General features: G+C 63.0%; 15 protein-coding genes. 11 read left to right on the forward strand and 4 right to left on the reverse strand.

Annotated features, from left to right (window positions below):
- Positions 1-23: 23 nt before the first annotated feature.
- Entirely contained in the window at positions 24-278 is a 255-nt protein-coding gene (locus E5678_RS18915) for a hypothetical protein (protein ID WP_136179967.1), read from the reverse strand.
- 101 nt (positions 279-379) lie between these two features.
- Positions 380-1,132, reverse strand: a complete 753-nt coding sequence (locus E5678_RS18920) for a YoaK family protein (protein ID WP_136179968.1) — start codon at positions 1,130-1,132, stop codon at positions 380-382.
- A gap of 84 nt (positions 1,133-1,216) precedes the next feature.
- Between E5678_RS18920 and E5678_RS18925 the strand changes: the two genes are divergently transcribed.
- From E5678_RS18925 to E5678_RS18955, 7 genes are all read left to right on the forward strand, one after another.
- Positions 1,217-1,567 (forward strand): hypothetical protein, encoded by a 351-nt coding sequence (locus E5678_RS18925; protein ID WP_136179969.1) that lies wholly within the window; start codon positions 1,217-1,219, stop codon positions 1,565-1,567.
- A gap of 48 nt (positions 1,568-1,615) precedes the next feature.
- Entirely contained in the window at positions 1,616-1,822 is a 207-nt protein-coding gene (locus tag E5678_RS18930; protein ID WP_136179970.1) for a ribbon-helix-helix protein, CopG family, read from the forward strand.
- A gap of 1,471 nt (positions 1,823-3,293) precedes the next feature.
- Positions 3,294-4,727 (forward strand): pyruvate kinase, encoded by a 1,434-nt coding sequence (gene pyk, locus E5678_RS18935; RefSeq protein WP_136179971.1) that lies wholly within the window; start codon positions 3,294-3,296, stop codon positions 4,725-4,727.
- 33 nt (positions 4,728-4,760) lie between these two features.
- Positions 4,761-5,675 (forward strand): alpha/beta hydrolase, encoded by a 915-nt coding sequence (locus E5678_RS18940; protein ID WP_136179972.1) that lies wholly within the window; start codon positions 4,761-4,763, stop codon positions 5,673-5,675.
- 113 nt (positions 5,676-5,788) lie between these two features.
- A complete protein-coding gene (fba, locus tag E5678_RS18945) occupies positions 5,789-6,853 on the forward strand; it encodes a class II fructose-bisphosphate aldolase (protein ID WP_136179973.1) in 1,065 nt (354 codons plus the stop codon).
- A 120-nt stretch (positions 6,854-6,973) separates the two neighbouring features.
- On the forward strand, positions 6,974-8,230 hold the full coding sequence (locus E5678_RS18950; protein WP_136179974.1) for a DUF2254 domain-containing protein: 1,257 nt from the start codon (positions 6,974-6,976) through the stop codon (positions 8,228-8,230).
- A 126-nt stretch (positions 8,231-8,356) separates the two neighbouring features.
- Positions 8,357-9,265, forward strand: a complete 909-nt coding sequence (locus E5678_RS18955) for a phosphoribosylaminoimidazolesuccinocarboxamide synthase (RefSeq protein WP_136179975.1) — start codon at positions 8,357-8,359, stop codon at positions 9,263-9,265.
- 65 nt (positions 9,266-9,330) lie between these two features.
- Here the strand turns inward: E5678_RS18955 and E5678_RS18960 are convergent, their stop codons facing one another.
- Complete coding sequence (locus E5678_RS18960) at positions 9,331-9,591, reverse strand: hypothetical protein (RefSeq protein WP_136179976.1); 261 nt, start codon at positions 9,589-9,591, stop codon at positions 9,331-9,333.
- A gap of 114 nt (positions 9,592-9,705) precedes the next feature.
- Complete coding sequence (locus tag E5678_RS18965; RefSeq protein ID WP_136179977.1) at positions 9,706-10,656, reverse strand: LysR family transcriptional regulator; 951 nt, start codon at positions 10,654-10,656, stop codon at positions 9,706-9,708.
- A 130-nt stretch (positions 10,657-10,786) separates the two neighbouring features.
- Here E5678_RS18965 and E5678_RS18970 point away from each other — a divergent pair, with 130 nt between their 5' ends.
- The 4 genes from E5678_RS18970 to E5678_RS18980 all read left to right on the forward strand — a co-directional run bounded on the left by E5678_RS18970 (position 10,787) and on the right by E5678_RS18980 (position 16,187).
- Positions 10,787-12,298, forward strand: coding sequence for a CoA-acylating methylmalonate-semialdehyde dehydrogenase (locus E5678_RS18970; RefSeq protein WP_136179978.1), 1,512 nt, complete (start codon positions 10,787-10,789; stop codon positions 12,296-12,298).
- A gap of 318 nt (positions 12,299-12,616) precedes the next feature.
- On the forward strand, positions 12,617-12,748 hold the full coding sequence (locus E5678_RS22850; RefSeq protein ID WP_281728082.1) for a hypothetical protein: 132 nt from the start codon (positions 12,617-12,619) through the stop codon (positions 12,746-12,748).
- Positions 12,749-12,819: 71 nt separating this feature from the next.
- Positions 12,820-14,397 (forward strand): methyl-accepting chemotaxis protein, encoded by a 1,578-nt coding sequence (locus E5678_RS18975; protein WP_168708609.1) that lies wholly within the window; start codon positions 12,820-12,822, stop codon positions 14,395-14,397.
- 650 nt (positions 14,398-15,047) lie between these two features.
- Positions 15,048-16,187 carry an efflux RND transporter periplasmic adaptor subunit gene (locus E5678_RS18980; protein WP_168708610.1) on the forward strand — a complete coding sequence of 380 codons (1,140 nt, stop codon included), beginning with the start codon at positions 15,048-15,050 and terminating at the stop codon, positions 16,185-16,187.
- Positions 16,188-16,192 lie beyond the last annotated feature (5 nt).

Here is a 16,192-nt window from a genome sequence, read left to right on the forward strand (position 1 = left end):
GGTTCGGCCGGTTGTGGTTTTGGTTATGGGAAGGCGGTTGGTTCGGTCACACAGTCCAGTCCGTACTCTGGGTTGAGCACACAGGCCCGCCGCACCGCTTCAAGATCCGCCGCACCGAAACACACGGCGTCGAACCATTGCATGGCGCGCATGAAGGCCGGCAAGGCGCAGGCGCAGTCACCAAACCGGTGTTCAAACGCCTGCATATCGGCATGCTCATGGCTGTCATCCAGACAGGGCGAGGACCAACGCACAAAGCCGTTGTCTTGGAAGGCCATGGCAACTGGCCAGTTTCGGGTTTCGCCCATTGGCTGGAATGTGATCACCGCTTGCACGTTTGTGCGTGACCTCTGGCCGCGTTGCAATGCTTTCATAACCTTCACCCTTTCTCAGTCTGGCGCAGCCAATCGCTGATGTCCTGCCACAGCGGTGGCGCTGCCACCGCGCTGAGCACCAGCGCCAGGGGCAGCGTGGCGACGAACCCCACGTGTTTGAACGCCAGCGCGCCCACCAGCCCGCCGGTGAAGAACAGACCGAGGATGGTGGAGTGAATCGCCAGCTTGTCGCGGTCGGCCCGCACGAAATGCACTGCATTGGCCTCGTGCGTGCGGTTCCAGTAGAAGAGCCGACCCAGTTCGATGCCCAGGTCGGTCACGATACCAGTCATGTGCGTGGTGCGGATCACGGCATTGGAAATCTTGGTCACGATGGCGTTTTGCAGTCCCATGATGAAGCTCAGGACCAGCACCGTGGCTGGAAGAAAGATATCGATCAAGGCGTTCAGGTTGGCACCCAGCAGACCGAAAAGCAGCAACAGAACCGCCTCGAGCATCAACGAGAAGGCGTACTCGCTGTGCAGGTTCCGCCGCCGGGCCCAGTTCACCAGCACGGCCGTGGTGGCGGCCCCCGAAGTGAACGCCAGCAGTGCGGCCAGGCCTGCTGCACCCAGATAGAAGTTGCCCAGTACCAGGTTGTCTGCCAGCTCTGAGACGATGCCCGTCATGTGCGAGGTGTAGCGGTGGATGGCCAGGAATCCACCCGCATTGGCCGCGCCAGCCACGAACGCCAGCAGACCCCCGAGCTGGCGGTTCGCTCTGCGTGTGCGCACCTTGTGGGTCAGGCTCTGGATCATGGTGGCGGGGTTGTGAGCTTGTGTCACATCTTTAATGCGACTACAGTATGCATTCAACACACATACAATTGCAATAATATTATCATGTCATTGTCACAGCTTGAACAGTCTCTAAAGTCTCAGCGAGCCCGCCCCCGTTGTGTGCGCGTCAACTTGCGGCTCTGGTATGCATTGACGTCGGCCAATCTCGTTGCGCAGCGAGAGGCGCCCATGAGCGACCCGGAACTGACCGGACTGCGCTTGCCCTACTTGGGTGATGTTCTGTTGGTGCTGGACCCGGACCTTCAATCAGCAGCCTTTGCGATCGAAGAAGGTGTGCCAGTTCAAGTGCCCCCAGCGTCACAACTGGTGGAGACGCAACCGGCGCCCAGGACACCGTTGCCAGTCAAGCGCCCGGATTCGGTTTTTGAAGGACGCTGGATGGGACGCTACTGAATGCCAAACCCGCCTGAGGTGGTCATCACATTTACATAGAATGCACACATGGAGTTAAAAACCGCCCGCCTGACCGTCCTGATTGACCCGGCCAAGAAAAAAGCCCTTGAAAGCCTGTGTGCGCGTCAGGACGTCACCCCGTCCCAAGTGGTGCGGCGCTTGATCCGCGACTACCTCGCCAGCCACGGCGAGGGCTTCATTCCGAGTGGCATCTCTCAGCAAGCGGACGCTGATAGCAGTGAGGCGCCAGTCTGAGGTCGGACGTAAAACAGCAAACCTGTCATCGGGCCAGCGAGACCCCATATACCTCGGATGGCAGCTTTCAGAGACAACGCGTGAGATCACGGTTCGCCCGCTGCTTCCGGTAATCGCTGCATGCAAGTCATTGCCTTGGGCCGGTTGATTGGCAGCAACAGGTTGAAATAGGACGGCCATCACCCACCGGGCCACACTTGGCTGGTCCTCACGCAAAGTCAGCCTGGGGAGCGTTTTCTAAATCGCTGACTTCACTGGAAGCATTGGACAATTCGAAGCGTTGGCCTGCACTTCTAGCCGAACTCCGCCTGCGTGTCCCTGGCGAAAGCCAGGGCAGCCCGTATCTATCCATGTAGCGGCCCGAGTTGATGTGTTCTCGCAGCAGAGACTGCAAGATCGGGCTGCACCGACAAGCGCTTGCGCGGCCGACGGCCGTCCAAATTGGAGTTCGTCGACGCCAGCCATGCTGCCAAACGCAAAGTCGATGATCCGGGGAAAAGCCGCAATAGCTTCCCAATCTCCGGCGGCCCACTACCAACCGAGTCAAAGGCGCAGTCCGGTATGAGTCGGCGCCCATCAACTTGGATTGAAAAAAGCTGCCCTCCAGTCAGAAGCTGAAACAGCTGGATCGAAATCAAGGCACCACAGCGCTCAGGAAAGATCGAGGCCCTCTCAACGTCGTACCAAGCAGTTCCCGACAAAATAGATTTCAGCGCAACGGCTTCAAGTTCTGCCTTGTCTTGTTTGATTTCACGTGACTGCTCTGCACTCGTCATAGCCTATGGCGTTCAAGAGAAGTAGTTGCGGGGTTCCACGCAGGTGCATTCAGACAAAGCATGGCCGGTTCGAGCGATAACTTCGTTACAGGCCTCCACTGCGCCCGAGTCCCCAGATCGGGGGGGCTTCCTCGCGAAGCTCAAAAATCATCTCTGCTCAGACCAAGACAAACTCAGCTAGGCACCCGAATCACAGCCGAGTTTGTCAACAGAGTAAACCTGAAACCGGGCTTTCGGCCTGCGGGGCCACAGACCTTTCGGAAGGCTGCTTCGGTGGACAACCCGTGCCATGAGCGTCCACTTACCGTAGACGCCAACCGCTGCATGGCTGTCCCCGAAGACCGCCCCTTCAGGCTGGCCGCAAGCGTTGGGTGTCTGAAATCCGTTCCCCGAAAGGTCGCAAACACGTGCAGCAACGACCATTTCCCGGTGTCGTCTGCGGGTGCAAAAGCAGTTTTAACCGCACGTTTTCGCACTGTGAGAAGGCTGCGACAGACTCTATTGTTTATGTACAGATGTGCGATAGACACTATTGCATGTACTCAACATCACCACGAGCTGTTGCATGTTGGTAACCCACTTGTAACTTGTTTCACAGATAATTGAAACCAAATTACAAGACCGGGTCTGAGCGTCCGCTTTCTGCTCAGGCACATCCGCTGACAACACCCCTTCACAGACACGAGACAAACCACATGCCACAACGCGCCACCAAAATCGTCGCCACCCTGGGTCCCGCTTCGAGCGATCCCGCCATGCTGGAGGCGATGATCCGCGCCGGCGTCAATGTGGTTCGTCTGAATTTCTCCCACGGCAAAGCCCAGGACCACATTGACCGCGCCACCATGGTGCGGGAAGCGGCGCAGCGGGCCGGGGTTGAGGTGGGCGTGATGGCCGATTTGCAAGGCCCCAAGATCCGCGTGGGCAAGTTTGCCGACGGCAAAGTGATGCTGGAGCCGGGTCAGCCGTTTGTGCTCGATGCCTCGCGCACCGAGCCGGGAGACATCGACGGTGTGGGGCTGGACTACAAAGAGCTGCCGCGCGATGTGAAAGCTGGTGACACCCTGCTGCTCAACGACGGTCTGATCGTGATGACGGTGGTCAAGGTGGTGGGCCCTGCGGTGCACACCACCGTGAAGCTGGGCGGCGAGCTGTCCAACAACAAGGGCATCAACAAGCAGGGCGGTGGACTGACCGCGCCCGCGTTGACCGCCAAAGACATGGATGACATCAAGACGGCGATGGCCCTGAAGGCCGACTACGTGGCGGTGAGCTTTCCGAAAAACGCCACCGACATGGAGCTGGCCCGCCAGCTGTGCAATGTGGCCGGCGCCGAGATGGGGCACAAGCCTGCCCTGATCGCCAAGATCGAGCGCGCCGAAGCCATCCCCGAGCTGGCGAACATCCTGAGGGTGTCCGACGGCATCATGGTCGCGCGTGGCGACCTGGCCGTGGAAGTGGGCAATGCCCAGGTGCCTGGCCTGCAAAAACACATGATCAAGCTGGCGCGCCAGATGGACAAGGTGGTCATCACCGCCACGCAAATGATGGAGTCGATGATCGTCAACCCGGTGCCCACCCGCGCCGAGGTGAGCGATGTGGCCAACGCCGTGCTGGATGGCACCGATGCCGTGATGCTCAGTGCCGAAACCGCTGCGGGCAAGTACCCCCTGGAAACGGTCATGGAAATGGCCAATATCTGCCAGGAAGCTGAAAAGACGGATTACGACCCGCTGGAAGACGACTTCCACGGTGCGACGTTCCAGCGCATCGACCAGGCCATTGCCATGGGCGCGCTGTTCACCGCCCACCACCTCAAGGCCAAGGCCATCGTGGCGCTGACCGAATCGGGTTCTTCGGCGCTCTGGATGAGCCGCCACAACGTGAACATGCCCATCTTTGCAATGACGTCGCGTCTCAGCGCGCAGCGCCGCATGACGCTGTACCGCAACGTGCGCCCCTTGCTCATGGACACCAGCGCCGACCGCGATACCGCCCTGGCACAGGCCGAAACCGATCTGAAAAAGCGCGGTGTGATTCAGACCGGCGACGTCTATGCGATCACCGTGGGCGAACCCATGGGCACGCCGGGTGGCACCAATACCTTGAAAATCTGCCGCGCGAGCTGAATTCGATCAGGGGTGGCGTGCGCAATAAAAGACATGAAGCCAGTCTGCGCTGCGCCCACTGAACCTTTGCCCAAGCCCGATCGCCGCCGCCAATGGCTGGCAGCGATCGGGCTGCTGCCTTTGCTGCAGGCCTGTTCCCCGCTGGGGCTGATCAATGCCCTCGTGCCCAACGGCAGTCACACGCTGATCGAGAGCCTGCCTTACGGCCTTCAGGAGCGCCAGCGCATGGATGTGTACCTGCCCAAGCCCGCCGTGCAGGGGGCACCGATGGCGGTGTTCTTCTACGGTGGCTCCTGGAACAGCGGCGAGCGGGCCGATTACAAATTTGTGGGTGAAGCGTTGGCGGCGCAGGGCATCGTGACCGTGGTGGCCGACTACCGCCTCAGCCCGGAAGTGCGCTACCCGGTGTTTTTGCAAGACAGCGCCGAAGCGGTGAAGCGAGCGCTGGACAGCGTTGGAGCGTGGGGCGTATCGCCCCAGCGCGTGTTCCTCATGGGGCACAGTGCGGGGGCTTACAACGCTGCCATGCTGGCGCTCGACGCCCGGTGGCTGCAGGAGGCAGGCGCCAGCCGCGAGCAGATCGCCGGCTGGATCGGCCTGGCCGGCCCCTACGATTTTTTGCCCATCCGCGCGCCCGATGTGCAAGAGGCCTTTGCATGGCCCGACACGCCGCTCGATTCCCAACCCCTGTTCCACGCACGCCGCCCGGACGCTGCCGCTCCACCCCGGGTGCTGCTGATCGCGGCCCGCAAGGACAATCTTGTCAACCCTGAGCGCAACACGCTGGGCCTTGCCCAAGCGCTGTCCGAACGGGGACAAACGGTGAGGGTCGAGCTGTTTGATGGGGTGAGTCACACCACGCTGATGGGTGCCATGGCCGCACCGCTCAGGGGCCTGGCGCCGGTGCTGGACACGGTGCGTCAATTCCTGGTGACCACGCCATCGTAAAATCTGAAGTTACCAAGCGGTTACCAAAAATGGTCCTGCTCCTTTTGTGAGCGCCGCCAGTGAGGCCCAACAAGGCTTTGCGCCCAGTTTTAAGCAACTTCAGGAGTCTTCCCATGGCACTCGTCTCAATGCGCGAACTGCTCGACCATGCTGCCGCCAACGGCTACGGCATTCCAGCGTTCAACGTCAACAACCTCGAACAGGTCCAGGCCATCATGTCGGCCGCTGATGAAGTGGGCGCCCCGGTGATCCTGCAGGCCAGCGCAGGCGCCCGCAAGTACGCGGGTGAGCCCTTCATCAAGCATTTGATCCTCGCGGCGGCCGAAATGTATCCGCACATCCCGCTGGTCATGCACCAGGACCATGGCACCTCGCCCAAGATCTGTCAGGGCGCGCTGGATCTGGGCTTTGGCTCGGTGATGATGGACGGTTCGCTGATGGACGACGGCAAAACGCCTTCCAGCTTCGACTACAACGTTGAAGTGACCCGCAAGGTGGTGGAGATGGCCCACAAGGTCGGCGCCACAGTCGAAGGCGAGTTGGGTTGCCTGGGCAACCTGGAGACCGGCGAAGCGGGCGAAGAAGACGGTGTGGGCGCGGTGGGCAAGCTGGACCACGCCCAGATGCTGACCGACCCCGAAGAGGCCGCCACCTTTGTGAAAGCCACCCAGCTCGATGCCCTGGCCATCGCCATTGGCACCAGCCACGGCGCTTACAAATTCACCCGCAAGCCCACCGGCGACATCCTGGCGATCAGCCGCGTGAAAGAAATCCACGCCCGCTTGCCCAACACCCACCTCGTGATGCACGGCTCCAGCAGCGTGCCGCAGGACCTTCTGGCCATCATCAACCAGTACGGTGGCCAGATGAAACAAACCTATGGCGTGCCGATCGAAGAGATTCAGGAAGCCATCAAGCACGGCGTGCGCAAGATCAACATCGACACCGACATCCGCCTGGCCATGACCGGCGCGGTGCGCAAATTCCTGGCAGAGAACCCCGACAAGTTCGATGCCCGCGAATGGCTCAAGCCCGCGCGCGAAGCCGCCAAGCAGGTGGCCAAGCAGCGCTACATGGAATTTGGCTGCGAAGGCCAGGCCGCCAAGATCAAGGGCGACACGCTGACCGTGATGGCTGCGCGCTACGCCAAGGGCGAGCTCGCCCAGCAAGTGGTCTGATCGAAAAGATCTTCGGCCTTGCCCAAGCCGCCCTGAGGGGCGGTTTTTTTTGTCCCGACAGGGTGGTCGAATGCCGGGACGGTTGGGAGGGCCGGTTGTTCATGCCATGATGCGCAGCACATGTTCAAACTGCATCTGATCTGGCGCCGACTCGACGGCAAACTCTGGTTTCGGCCTACGTTCTGGAGCGTGGCCGCCGTGGCGGTGGCCTTGATGGCGGCGTTGGCCAACCGCTGGCCGTTGCCTGCAGGCCTGCCCAACATCGGGCAGTCTGCGCTGGAAGGCCTGCTCACCATCATTGCATCGAGCATGCTGACGGTGAGCACGTTTTCGCTGTCCATTCTGGTCAGCGCATTTGCCTCGGCGGCTTCCAGCGCCACCCCGCGCGCCACCCGTCTGGTCATGGCCGACGACAGCGCCCAGCATGCGATCTCGGCGTTCATCGCCTCGTTCATCTTTGCCATGGTGGCCCTCACCGCCCTGGGCCTCGGTTATTACGGCGACACCGGCCGGTTTGTGTTGCTGGGCTTCACGATCTATGTGCTCGGCTACCTGATTCTGGCGTTGCTGCGCTGGATCGACACCCTGTCAAAGTTGGGCCGCATGAGCCACACCATCACCACGGTGGAAAAAGCGGCCTTGCCGCCTTTGCGCAATTGGCACCTGGCGCCTGCGCTCGGCGGGCGCGAAGACGCGCCGCTGGAGATGCCCTCGGGTGTGCGTGTGCACGGTGAGCGTTCGGGATTCTTGCAGTACATCGATCTCGCCGCGCTGCAGCAGCAGGCTGCGGACCACGAAGCGCTGTTGCATGTGCGGGTGCGACCTGGGGATTACGTGGCACCGTCGAGCGTGCTGGCGGTGCTGGTGGGCCCCAATCCGCCCGATGCCAAGGCGCTGCAAGCCATGGGCCAAGCCTTTGTGGTGAGCCGCGACCGAACCGAGGAGCAGGACCCGCGCTTTGGCCTGGTGATCCTCAGCGAGATCGCGCAGCGGGCGTTGTCGCCCGCTGTGAACGACCCGGGCACGGCGGTGCTGGTGGTGGGTGTGTTGACCCGCTTGTTGATCGATGGCACGCATGATCTGGCCGGTGAATCCAAGCCCGATGTGCGGTATGACCGCATCACCGTGGTCCCTGTGGACCCGGATGCGTTGTTGCGCGATGTGTTTGAGCCCATTGCCCGAGACGGCGCCCACATGCTGGAAGTGGGGCTGGCGGTGCAGCGCGCCCTGGCGCTGATGGCGACCAATACCAAGGAGCCGCTGAGCGCGGCCGCGCGAATAGAAGCCGAGCGGGCCATGGACCACGCGCAGCACGGTTTGAGGCTGGAGCGCGAGCGGGAGACCCTGTCCCGCTGGACCTTGCGGCCCGGCGCCTGAGCCTGTGCCGGGGGCAAAACAGGGGCCCGGAGCGACCTGCGATAATCTCCCGGAATGGTTCAAGCCCGTTGACTGTTCGTCACACGGGCTTTTTTCTTGCCCGTCCCTCTTTCTGCGCCGACGACCATGACTACCGCCCTGCACACATCCACTCTGAATTCCCTGCCGCTGCTTGCGCGTGGCAAGGTGCGCGACAACTATGCCGTGGGCAACGACCGCATCCTGATGGTGGCGTCTGACCGCATCAGTGCCTTTGACGTGATCATGGGCGAGCCCATCCCGGGCAAGGGCGCGCTGCTCACGCGCCTGTCGCTGTTCTGGTTTGACAAGCTGGGCCCGAATGGCCTGAATATTTGCCCAATTCACCTCACGGGCGATGCGCCCGAGAGCGTGGTGAGCGCAGATGAAGTGTCCCAGGTGGTCGACCGCTCGATGCTGGTGCAGCGCCTGAAGCCGATTCCAGTGGAGGCGGTGGTGCGCGGGTACCTGGCCGGTAGCGGCTGGAAGGAATACCAGGCGAGCCGATCGGTGTGTGGCGTGCCGCTGCCCGAAGGGCTGCAGAACGCGTCCAAACTGCCCGAGCCGATTTACACCCCCGCCGCCAAGGCCGAAATGGGCGAGCACGACGAGAACATTACTTTCGAGGAAACGGTGGCGATGGTGGGTGCCGACGTGGCGGGCCAGATCCGCGATCTGGCACTGGCCCTGTACAAGGCCGCTGCCGACATGGCGCTCGAGAAGGGCATCATCATCGCGGACACCAAGTTTGAGTTTGGCCTGGACCCTGCCGGTCAGGTGGTGCTGATGGACGAAGTGCTCACGCCCGACAGCTCACGCTACTGGCCCGCTGAGAGCTATGTGGTTGGCGAAAACCCGCCCAGCTACGACAAGCAGTTCCTGCGCGACTGGCTGGAAGCCGCCCAGGTGAGCGGCAAACCCTGGGACAAATCCCCACCGGCGCCCCGCTTGCCCAAAGCGGTGATCGAAAAGACCTCGGCCAAGTACCAGGAAGCGCTGACACGGCTGATGGGCTGAGTGCCCTGCTGGTGCTCCCCATGAAAAAAGCCCGGCGTGACCGGGCTTTTTTCATGGGGCTGGGCTCACGCTCTGGCGTTGTAGCCGATTTCGTGGCGGTCGGCGGCGGCAAACATGTCGGCCGCAGAACCGGCATCGATGCGCATCATGTCGCGGGCGAGGGCGCGCAGTTTTTCGGCTTCCTGGCGGTTGGCCGGCAAGGGGCGGTCCGATGGCGTGCGCACAGGGTTGCCGGAGGACCGGATGCTGTTCAGGCCCTTCTGGAACCAGTGGCTGAAGGGGTTGGCGGGTGTGAGGGGGAGCGTGATCACGCTGGCGGTCGACATCGGGTTTCCTTGGAACATTTGTTTGGGTTGACCCCTGAATACTAGGGTAAACCCTAGTTCTTGTCCGATTGATCCGACGAAGGGTGGTTTGAGCGCTTCAGCGTCACCACAAGCTCACGGCTGGATACCGTCGGCGAAACCGCCCGCCAAGGTCTGGCGCAGGTAGGCTACGAAGGCGCTGACCGCCCGCGGCACGTGGGCCGAATAGGGGCGGATGGCGTAGAGGTGCTCGGCGAAAGCGCCGACCGGCTTCCATCCAGGAAGCACCTGGATCAGCTTGCCCGCCTGCAGGCTGTCCTGGGCGGTGAAGTCGGGCAGCAGGGCGATGCCCAGGCCGCTCAGCGCAGCGTCGCGCAGGGCCTCGCTGTTGTTGGCGGCCAGCGATCCCGATACCTGTACGGTGGTTCGTTCGGTCGCCGGTTTTTCGTGCATCGGCTCCAGCGTCCAGGCGGGGGTGTCCTGGGAGCGGGGGTAGTGCAGGCAGTTGTGGGCGACCAGATCGGCGGGCGTTTGCGGCGTGCCGTGGCGGCGCAGATAGGCGCGGCTGGCCACCAGCACGGAGCACGTTGCGCAGAGCGTCCAGGCCACATGGGTGTCGGGTGGGGTGGCTGTGTGGCGGATGGCCAGGTCAAAACCCTCGGTGGCCAGTGAAGCCAGATGGTCGGACATATTCAGCTCCAGCCGTACCTCGGGGTACTCGCGCAGGAAATCGCCGAGCCGGGGCACCAGCTGCTGGCGAGCGAAGGCCACCGGCGCCGTCACGCGCAACAGGCCGCGGGGAGCGCCAGCAAGGTCGCGCACCCGCGAGAACGACTGGGCAATGTGTTCGAAGGAAGCGCGGGTGTCGTCCACCAGCCGTTGGCCGGCTTCGGTCAGCCGCACGCTGCGGGTGGTGCGCTGTACGAGGGGCACGCCCGCCATGCGCTCGAGCTCGGCGATGCGCTGGCTCACGGCCGCCTTGCTCACACCCAGGCGCGCCGCCGCCGCGGTGTAGCTGCCTTGCTGGGCCAGCACGCCGAGCCAGTGGAAATGGCCCCAGAGTCCCTGGATGTTTTGCTCGTTCATGGTTCTATTGTTCACTATATTGAACAATCAATTCAGCAGGAATGGGTTGTTTCAATGGTGCACTCTTCCTACACTGGACCCTGCGGCGCATTGCAGCCCCCATTTTTCGAACACCTCAGAGGCACACCCCATGACCGTTAAAGCCATCAACCACTTCATCGCAGGCGCACCCGCTGCCGGCACCTCTTCCCGCGCTCAGGAGGTGTTCAATCCAGCCACTGGCGCCGTCACCGGCCGCGTGGCCCTGGCCAATGTGGCCGATGTGGCCACCGCTGTGGCCGCCGCGCAGGCGGCCTTTCCCGCCTGGTCTGACACGCCCCCCATCCGACGCGCCCGGGTGATGTTCAAGTTTCTGGAGCTGGTGAACCAGCACAAAGACAAACTGGCTCACCTGATCACCGCCGAACACGGCAAGGTGTTCACCGATGCACAAGGCGAAGTAGCGCGTGGCATCGACATCATCGAATTCTCGTGCGGCATGCCGCAGTTGCTCAAGGGCGATTTTTCCGACCAGGTCAGCACCGGCATGGACAACTGGACACTGCGCCAGCCATTGGGTGTGGTGGCCGGTATCACCCCCTTCAATTTTCCCGTGATGGTGCCCATGTGGATGTTCCCGGTGGCCATTGCTGCGGGCAACACCTTCATCCTGAAGCCCAGTCCGACCGACCCGAGCGCCAGCCTGTTCATGGCTGAACTGTTCAAGCAGGCCGGTCTGCCCGACGGTGTCTTCAATGTGGTCCAGGGCGACAAAGAAGCGGTGGATGCGCTGCTGGTGCACCCCGATGTCAAAGCCATCAGCTTCGTGGGATCCACACCGATCGCCAATTACATCTATGAGACCGGCGCCCACCACGGCAAGCGTGTGCAGGCCCTGGGTGGCGCCAAGAATCACATGGTGGTGATGCCCGACGCCGATCTGGATCAGGCGGTGGACGCCCTGATCGGCGCGGCCTACGGCTCGGCCGGCGAGCGCTGCATGGCCATCTCGGTGGCGGTGCTGGTGGGCGACGTGGCCGACAAGATCATGCCCAAGCTGATCGAACGCACGAAGGCGCTGAAGGTGTTGAACGGCACCAATCTGGCGGCTGAAATGGGGCCCATCGTCACCGCTGCAGCGCACCAGCGCATCACCGGCTGCATCGAGGCGGGTGAGGCCGAAGGCGCGAAGATGTTGGTGGATGGCCGCCCGTTTGATGCCAAGCAGACGGGCGAGGGCTGCGAGGGTGGTTTCTGGATGGGCGGCACGTTGTTCGACCATGTGACGGCCGACATGAAGATCTACAAAGAAGAAATTTTTGGTCCAGTGCTGAGCTGTGTGCGCGCCAAAGACTTTGGCGAAGCGGTGCAACTGATCAACGACCACGAGTTCGGCAACGGCACCAGCTGCTTCACCCGCGACGGCCATGTGGCCCGTGAATTTGCGCGACGCATCCAGGTCGGCATGGTGGGCATCAACGTGCCGATTCCCGTGCCCATGGCCTGGCAGGGGTTCGGTGGATGGAAGAAGAGTCTGTTTGGCGACATGCACGCCTACGGCGAAGAGGGCGTGCGCTTCTACACCAAGCAAAAATCCATCATGCAACGCTGGCCCGAGAGCATTGAAAAGGGCGCCGAGTTCGTGATGCCTACCGCTAAATAGGGCCCCCACGCTCCGCCGCTGCGCGGGTCGCTGCCCCCCAAGGGGGTTGGCCTCACCTTGGGGCGGCCCGGCGGTGAGCCCGGCCCCCACGCTCCGCCGCTGCGCGGGTCGCTGCCCCCCAAGGGGGTTGGCCTCACCTTGGGGCGGCCCGGCGGTGAGCCCGGCCCCCACGCTTCGCCGCTGCGCGGGTCGCTGCCCCCCAAGGGGGTTGGCCTCACCTTGGGGCGGCCCGGCGGTGAGTCCGGCCCCACGCTCCGCTGCTGAGCGGGACGCTGCTCCCAGGGGGAGTGATCCGGCTTGGGGTGGCCCTGCGGCAGTTTGTTTGCGCCCCCACGCTCCGCGCTGGGGGGTGTTTACTTCAACTGGCTGCGGTTTCCCGACTTGTTCAATCGAATAGACGTGGGCCGTGCATCCAAACTCAAGGGCAACACCACCAGCATGGACGGTTGACTGCGCGAGGCATGAGGCGTCTGTCGCAGCGTTGTGCTGGACAGCCCTTGAACTTTGAACGGATGCCTGCCATGAAGTTTCTTTCACATCTCCGCCTGGGTCACCGGTTGGCCTTTGGCTTTGGTGTTGTGCTGGTGCTGCTGTTGGCCATTGCCGCCCTGGCATTGGGTGGCATGCGCACGCTGAACCAATCCTTGCAAGACGTGGCGATCCGCGGAGGACAGCAAACCGCTGCGGTGATGGAGATGGAGCGCAGTGCCAACCGGTTCATGGCCACGTTGCGGGGCATCCGTGGTGCGGAGTTGTCTGAGGGTGAAGCCACGATGAAGCTTGCCAGAGCGCATTGGCAAGACTTCCAGGCAGCCAGAAAGGCTGCGGGGGATTTGATCCCTGCGGGGGATGCCAGTGTGCAGCCGATGCTGGCCGCCGTGGACGCCCAAGCCAGAATGGTGCATGAGCTGATTCCATTGGGAGAAAAGGCGGCAGAAGGACGGGGCGACACGGCGGCTTTCTTCTCTATGTCGCTCATGCTCTCCAGCGAGTCTGAGAAGTGGGTCAAGCGCCACCGGGATTGGTCTGATGCACTGGTGGCTGTGTCCGTATGGAATACCGCAGCGGAACAGGCTTCGGTGGCCTTGGCGGTTGCCGAGGCCACCACCCAGCGCAACCTGGTCATTGCCGGCTGTGGGTTGGCCTTGTTGTTTGGCGTGTTCACTGCCTGGCGCATCACACAGGATGTGACTCAAGGTTTCTCGGCCACGGTCGAGGCGACCGAGCGCATGGCTCGGCACGATTTATCGGTGCCTGTGGATACCCATTTCAAGGGGGAACTGGGCGTGCTGGCCAAAGCGCTGGAGAGCATGCGTCTGGCGCAGCACGATCTGGCCTCAGGGGTTCGACAGGCTTGTGATGACATTGCCTTGGCCAGTGCTGAAATTGCGCAAGGCAGCCAGGACTTGAGTGGGCGCGCCGAGCTGGCTGCGACCAACATGCAAGGCGCTATCGGCGCGCTCAGCGAGCTCGATATGTCGGTGGATCAGGCCTCGCAATCGGCGCAGTCGGCCAACTCGCTCGCTGCCGATGCGCAGTCTGCGGCCACCCGAGGCGACCACGTGGTGGGGCAGGCGGTGGCGACCATGAACGAGATCGACGCGGCTTCGCGCCAGATTGCCGACATCACCGCGATCATCGATGGCATTGCGTTTCAGACCAATATTCTGGCGCTCAACGCGGCGGTTGAGGCCGCACGCGCAGGTGAGCAAGGCCGGGGCTTCGCAGTGGTGGCTGCGGAAGTTCGCAGCCTGGCTCAGCGCAGCGCCACCGCAGCGCGCGAAATCAGGGGCTTGATCGAGGCAACGCTGGAAAAGGTGGTCACAGGCAGCGAGCACGTCAAACGGGCGGGCAGCGCCACCAGCGAAATCATGGTCTCGGTGCAAAGGGTGTCTTCGACCATCGAGTCCATCGCGGCCGAGGGTGCCCAGCAGCGCCACGGCATCGGACAGGCCAAGTCTTCGGTCAACGATCTGGACCGTGGGGCCCAGCAAGATGCCGCCCTGGCCGAAGAGTCGGCCGCCGCAGCCAGCTCCTTGCGCGACCAGGCCGATCGCCTGAAAGGCTTGGTCGAGCGCTTCAAGCTCCGGTCAGCCTGAGTATTCGCGCACTTCGCCCCGCTGCTTTCTTCGAGGACGGGACAAACGCACCTGCGTTGATGGGTGGGTTGTCCAGAGGGAGCTTTCTGGGCCACACCTGTCCCGGTGTTGGGCCCAGCCCGGGTTGGCGTGCGGGCACGACCGCCGCGCCCTTGTCGAGCTGGGCTGTTGCCGTTCTTTCACCTGAACCCAGGGACCCTCGGCATAACCCCCGCCTTGCGCGGCGTGGCTTTTGCGGGATGAGGCGCGAGACTCGAGTTCCAGGGCGAGCCTGGACGGCGCTTCCGAATTCGCAACGAAGCCTGCACTTCGTACTTTGAATAGGGTTCCGCAAAAATCACGGCCCACCAGCGTGCGGCCCAGAACGGGCGGCTGACGCACCTGTTGGCTTGCGTCTGCCCAGTGGCACACGACGCGCCAGGCCAGCACGCCAGCCATCCCGTTTTGGATCCGAACGCGCATGGCTGAGGTGGTGCAGAGGGTCACGAGCCAAATCACAGTAGCATTGGAGCGGTTTCTCCCCGTGTTGTGCGTTGGGGCGCAGCAAGGGAACCTTGTCTGCCGCTTGGGTCTCATTGATGGGGTTGGTGTGCGTCGCATGCCGCTTGCAGCGTGTGCATGCCTTTTGTGTTGCTCCTCCAAAGGATTCTGTGAACCGACTCCGATCGCCTTGGGTTGTCTTGATGACCGTGTTGTGTCTGGCCGCAGCTGTGGCCTGGGTGGCAACCCGCACAGAGCCTGTCCAGGCCCAGGCTCCTGCTCAGTCCTCCGCTCCTGCTTCGGCACCTGCAAAGGCGGAGGGTGGGCGCAAAGGCGGCAGAGATGACGCACCGATCCCGGTGATCGTGGCGCCCGTGACCGAGGGCAGCGACGGTGTGGAGCTGACGTTGCTGGGCACCGGATCGGCGCGAAAATCGGTCACAGTTCACTCGCCGGTTGACGGTGAGGTGGCCGAGGTCTTGTTCAAGCCGGGCAAGGCCGTGCGCGCAGGCGATGTGTTGTTGCGCTTGGTGGACCGGCGCGAGCGCCTGGCGGTGGACCTGGCGGCAGCCAAGGTGGACGCGGCGCGCGTGATGCACACCCGCTATGAGGCCACGCGGGGCACCGGCGCGGTGCCCGACACCGTGTCCGACGAAGCGCGGGCCGCTTTGCGCACCGCAGAGATCGAATGGTCTCAGGCCCGCGAAGAGCTGTCTGACCGGGTGGTGCGCGCGCCTTTCGCGGGCACGCCCGGCCTCGCCGCCGTTGAGAAAGGCGAACGCATCAACACCGATACGGTGCTCACGACGCTGGACGACCGTGATGAGCTGCACCTTGACCTGCAGATTCCGGAGGCCTATCTGGCCCGGGTCTCGGTAGGTCAGCCATTGCTGGCTGTGAACCCCGCGCATCCGGCCCGGCGATTTGAGGGCAGGGTGATCCAGATTGACAGCCGTGTGGATCCCGTGACCCGCCAGATCAAGGTGCGGGCGGTCCTGCCCAATGCCGACGATGTGTTGCGCTCGGGCATGTCGTTTCAGGTGAACCTGGCTTTGCCGGGCGAGCGCCGCTTGAGCGTGCCCGAACTCGCTTTGCAGTGGGGGCGGGATGGCTCGTTTGTGTGGGTGGTGCGCAAGGGCAAGGCCGTGCAGGTGGCGGCTCGCGCAGTGCAGCGCCAGGATGGCCGGGTGCTGGTTGATGGCGGTTTGACCGCCCAGGATTCGGTGGTGGTCGAAGGCGTGCAGCGCATGCGCGAGGGGCGCACCGTCAAGGTGGTGGGCGCTGAAGCCAGTGGCAGTGCCAGTCCATAACGCTG

This window comes from Hydrogenophaga sp. PAMC20947, assembly GCF_004795855.1.
In the GTDB taxonomy this organism is placed as follows: domain Bacteria; phylum Pseudomonadota; class Gammaproteobacteria; order Burkholderiales; family Burkholderiaceae_C; genus Hydrogenophaga.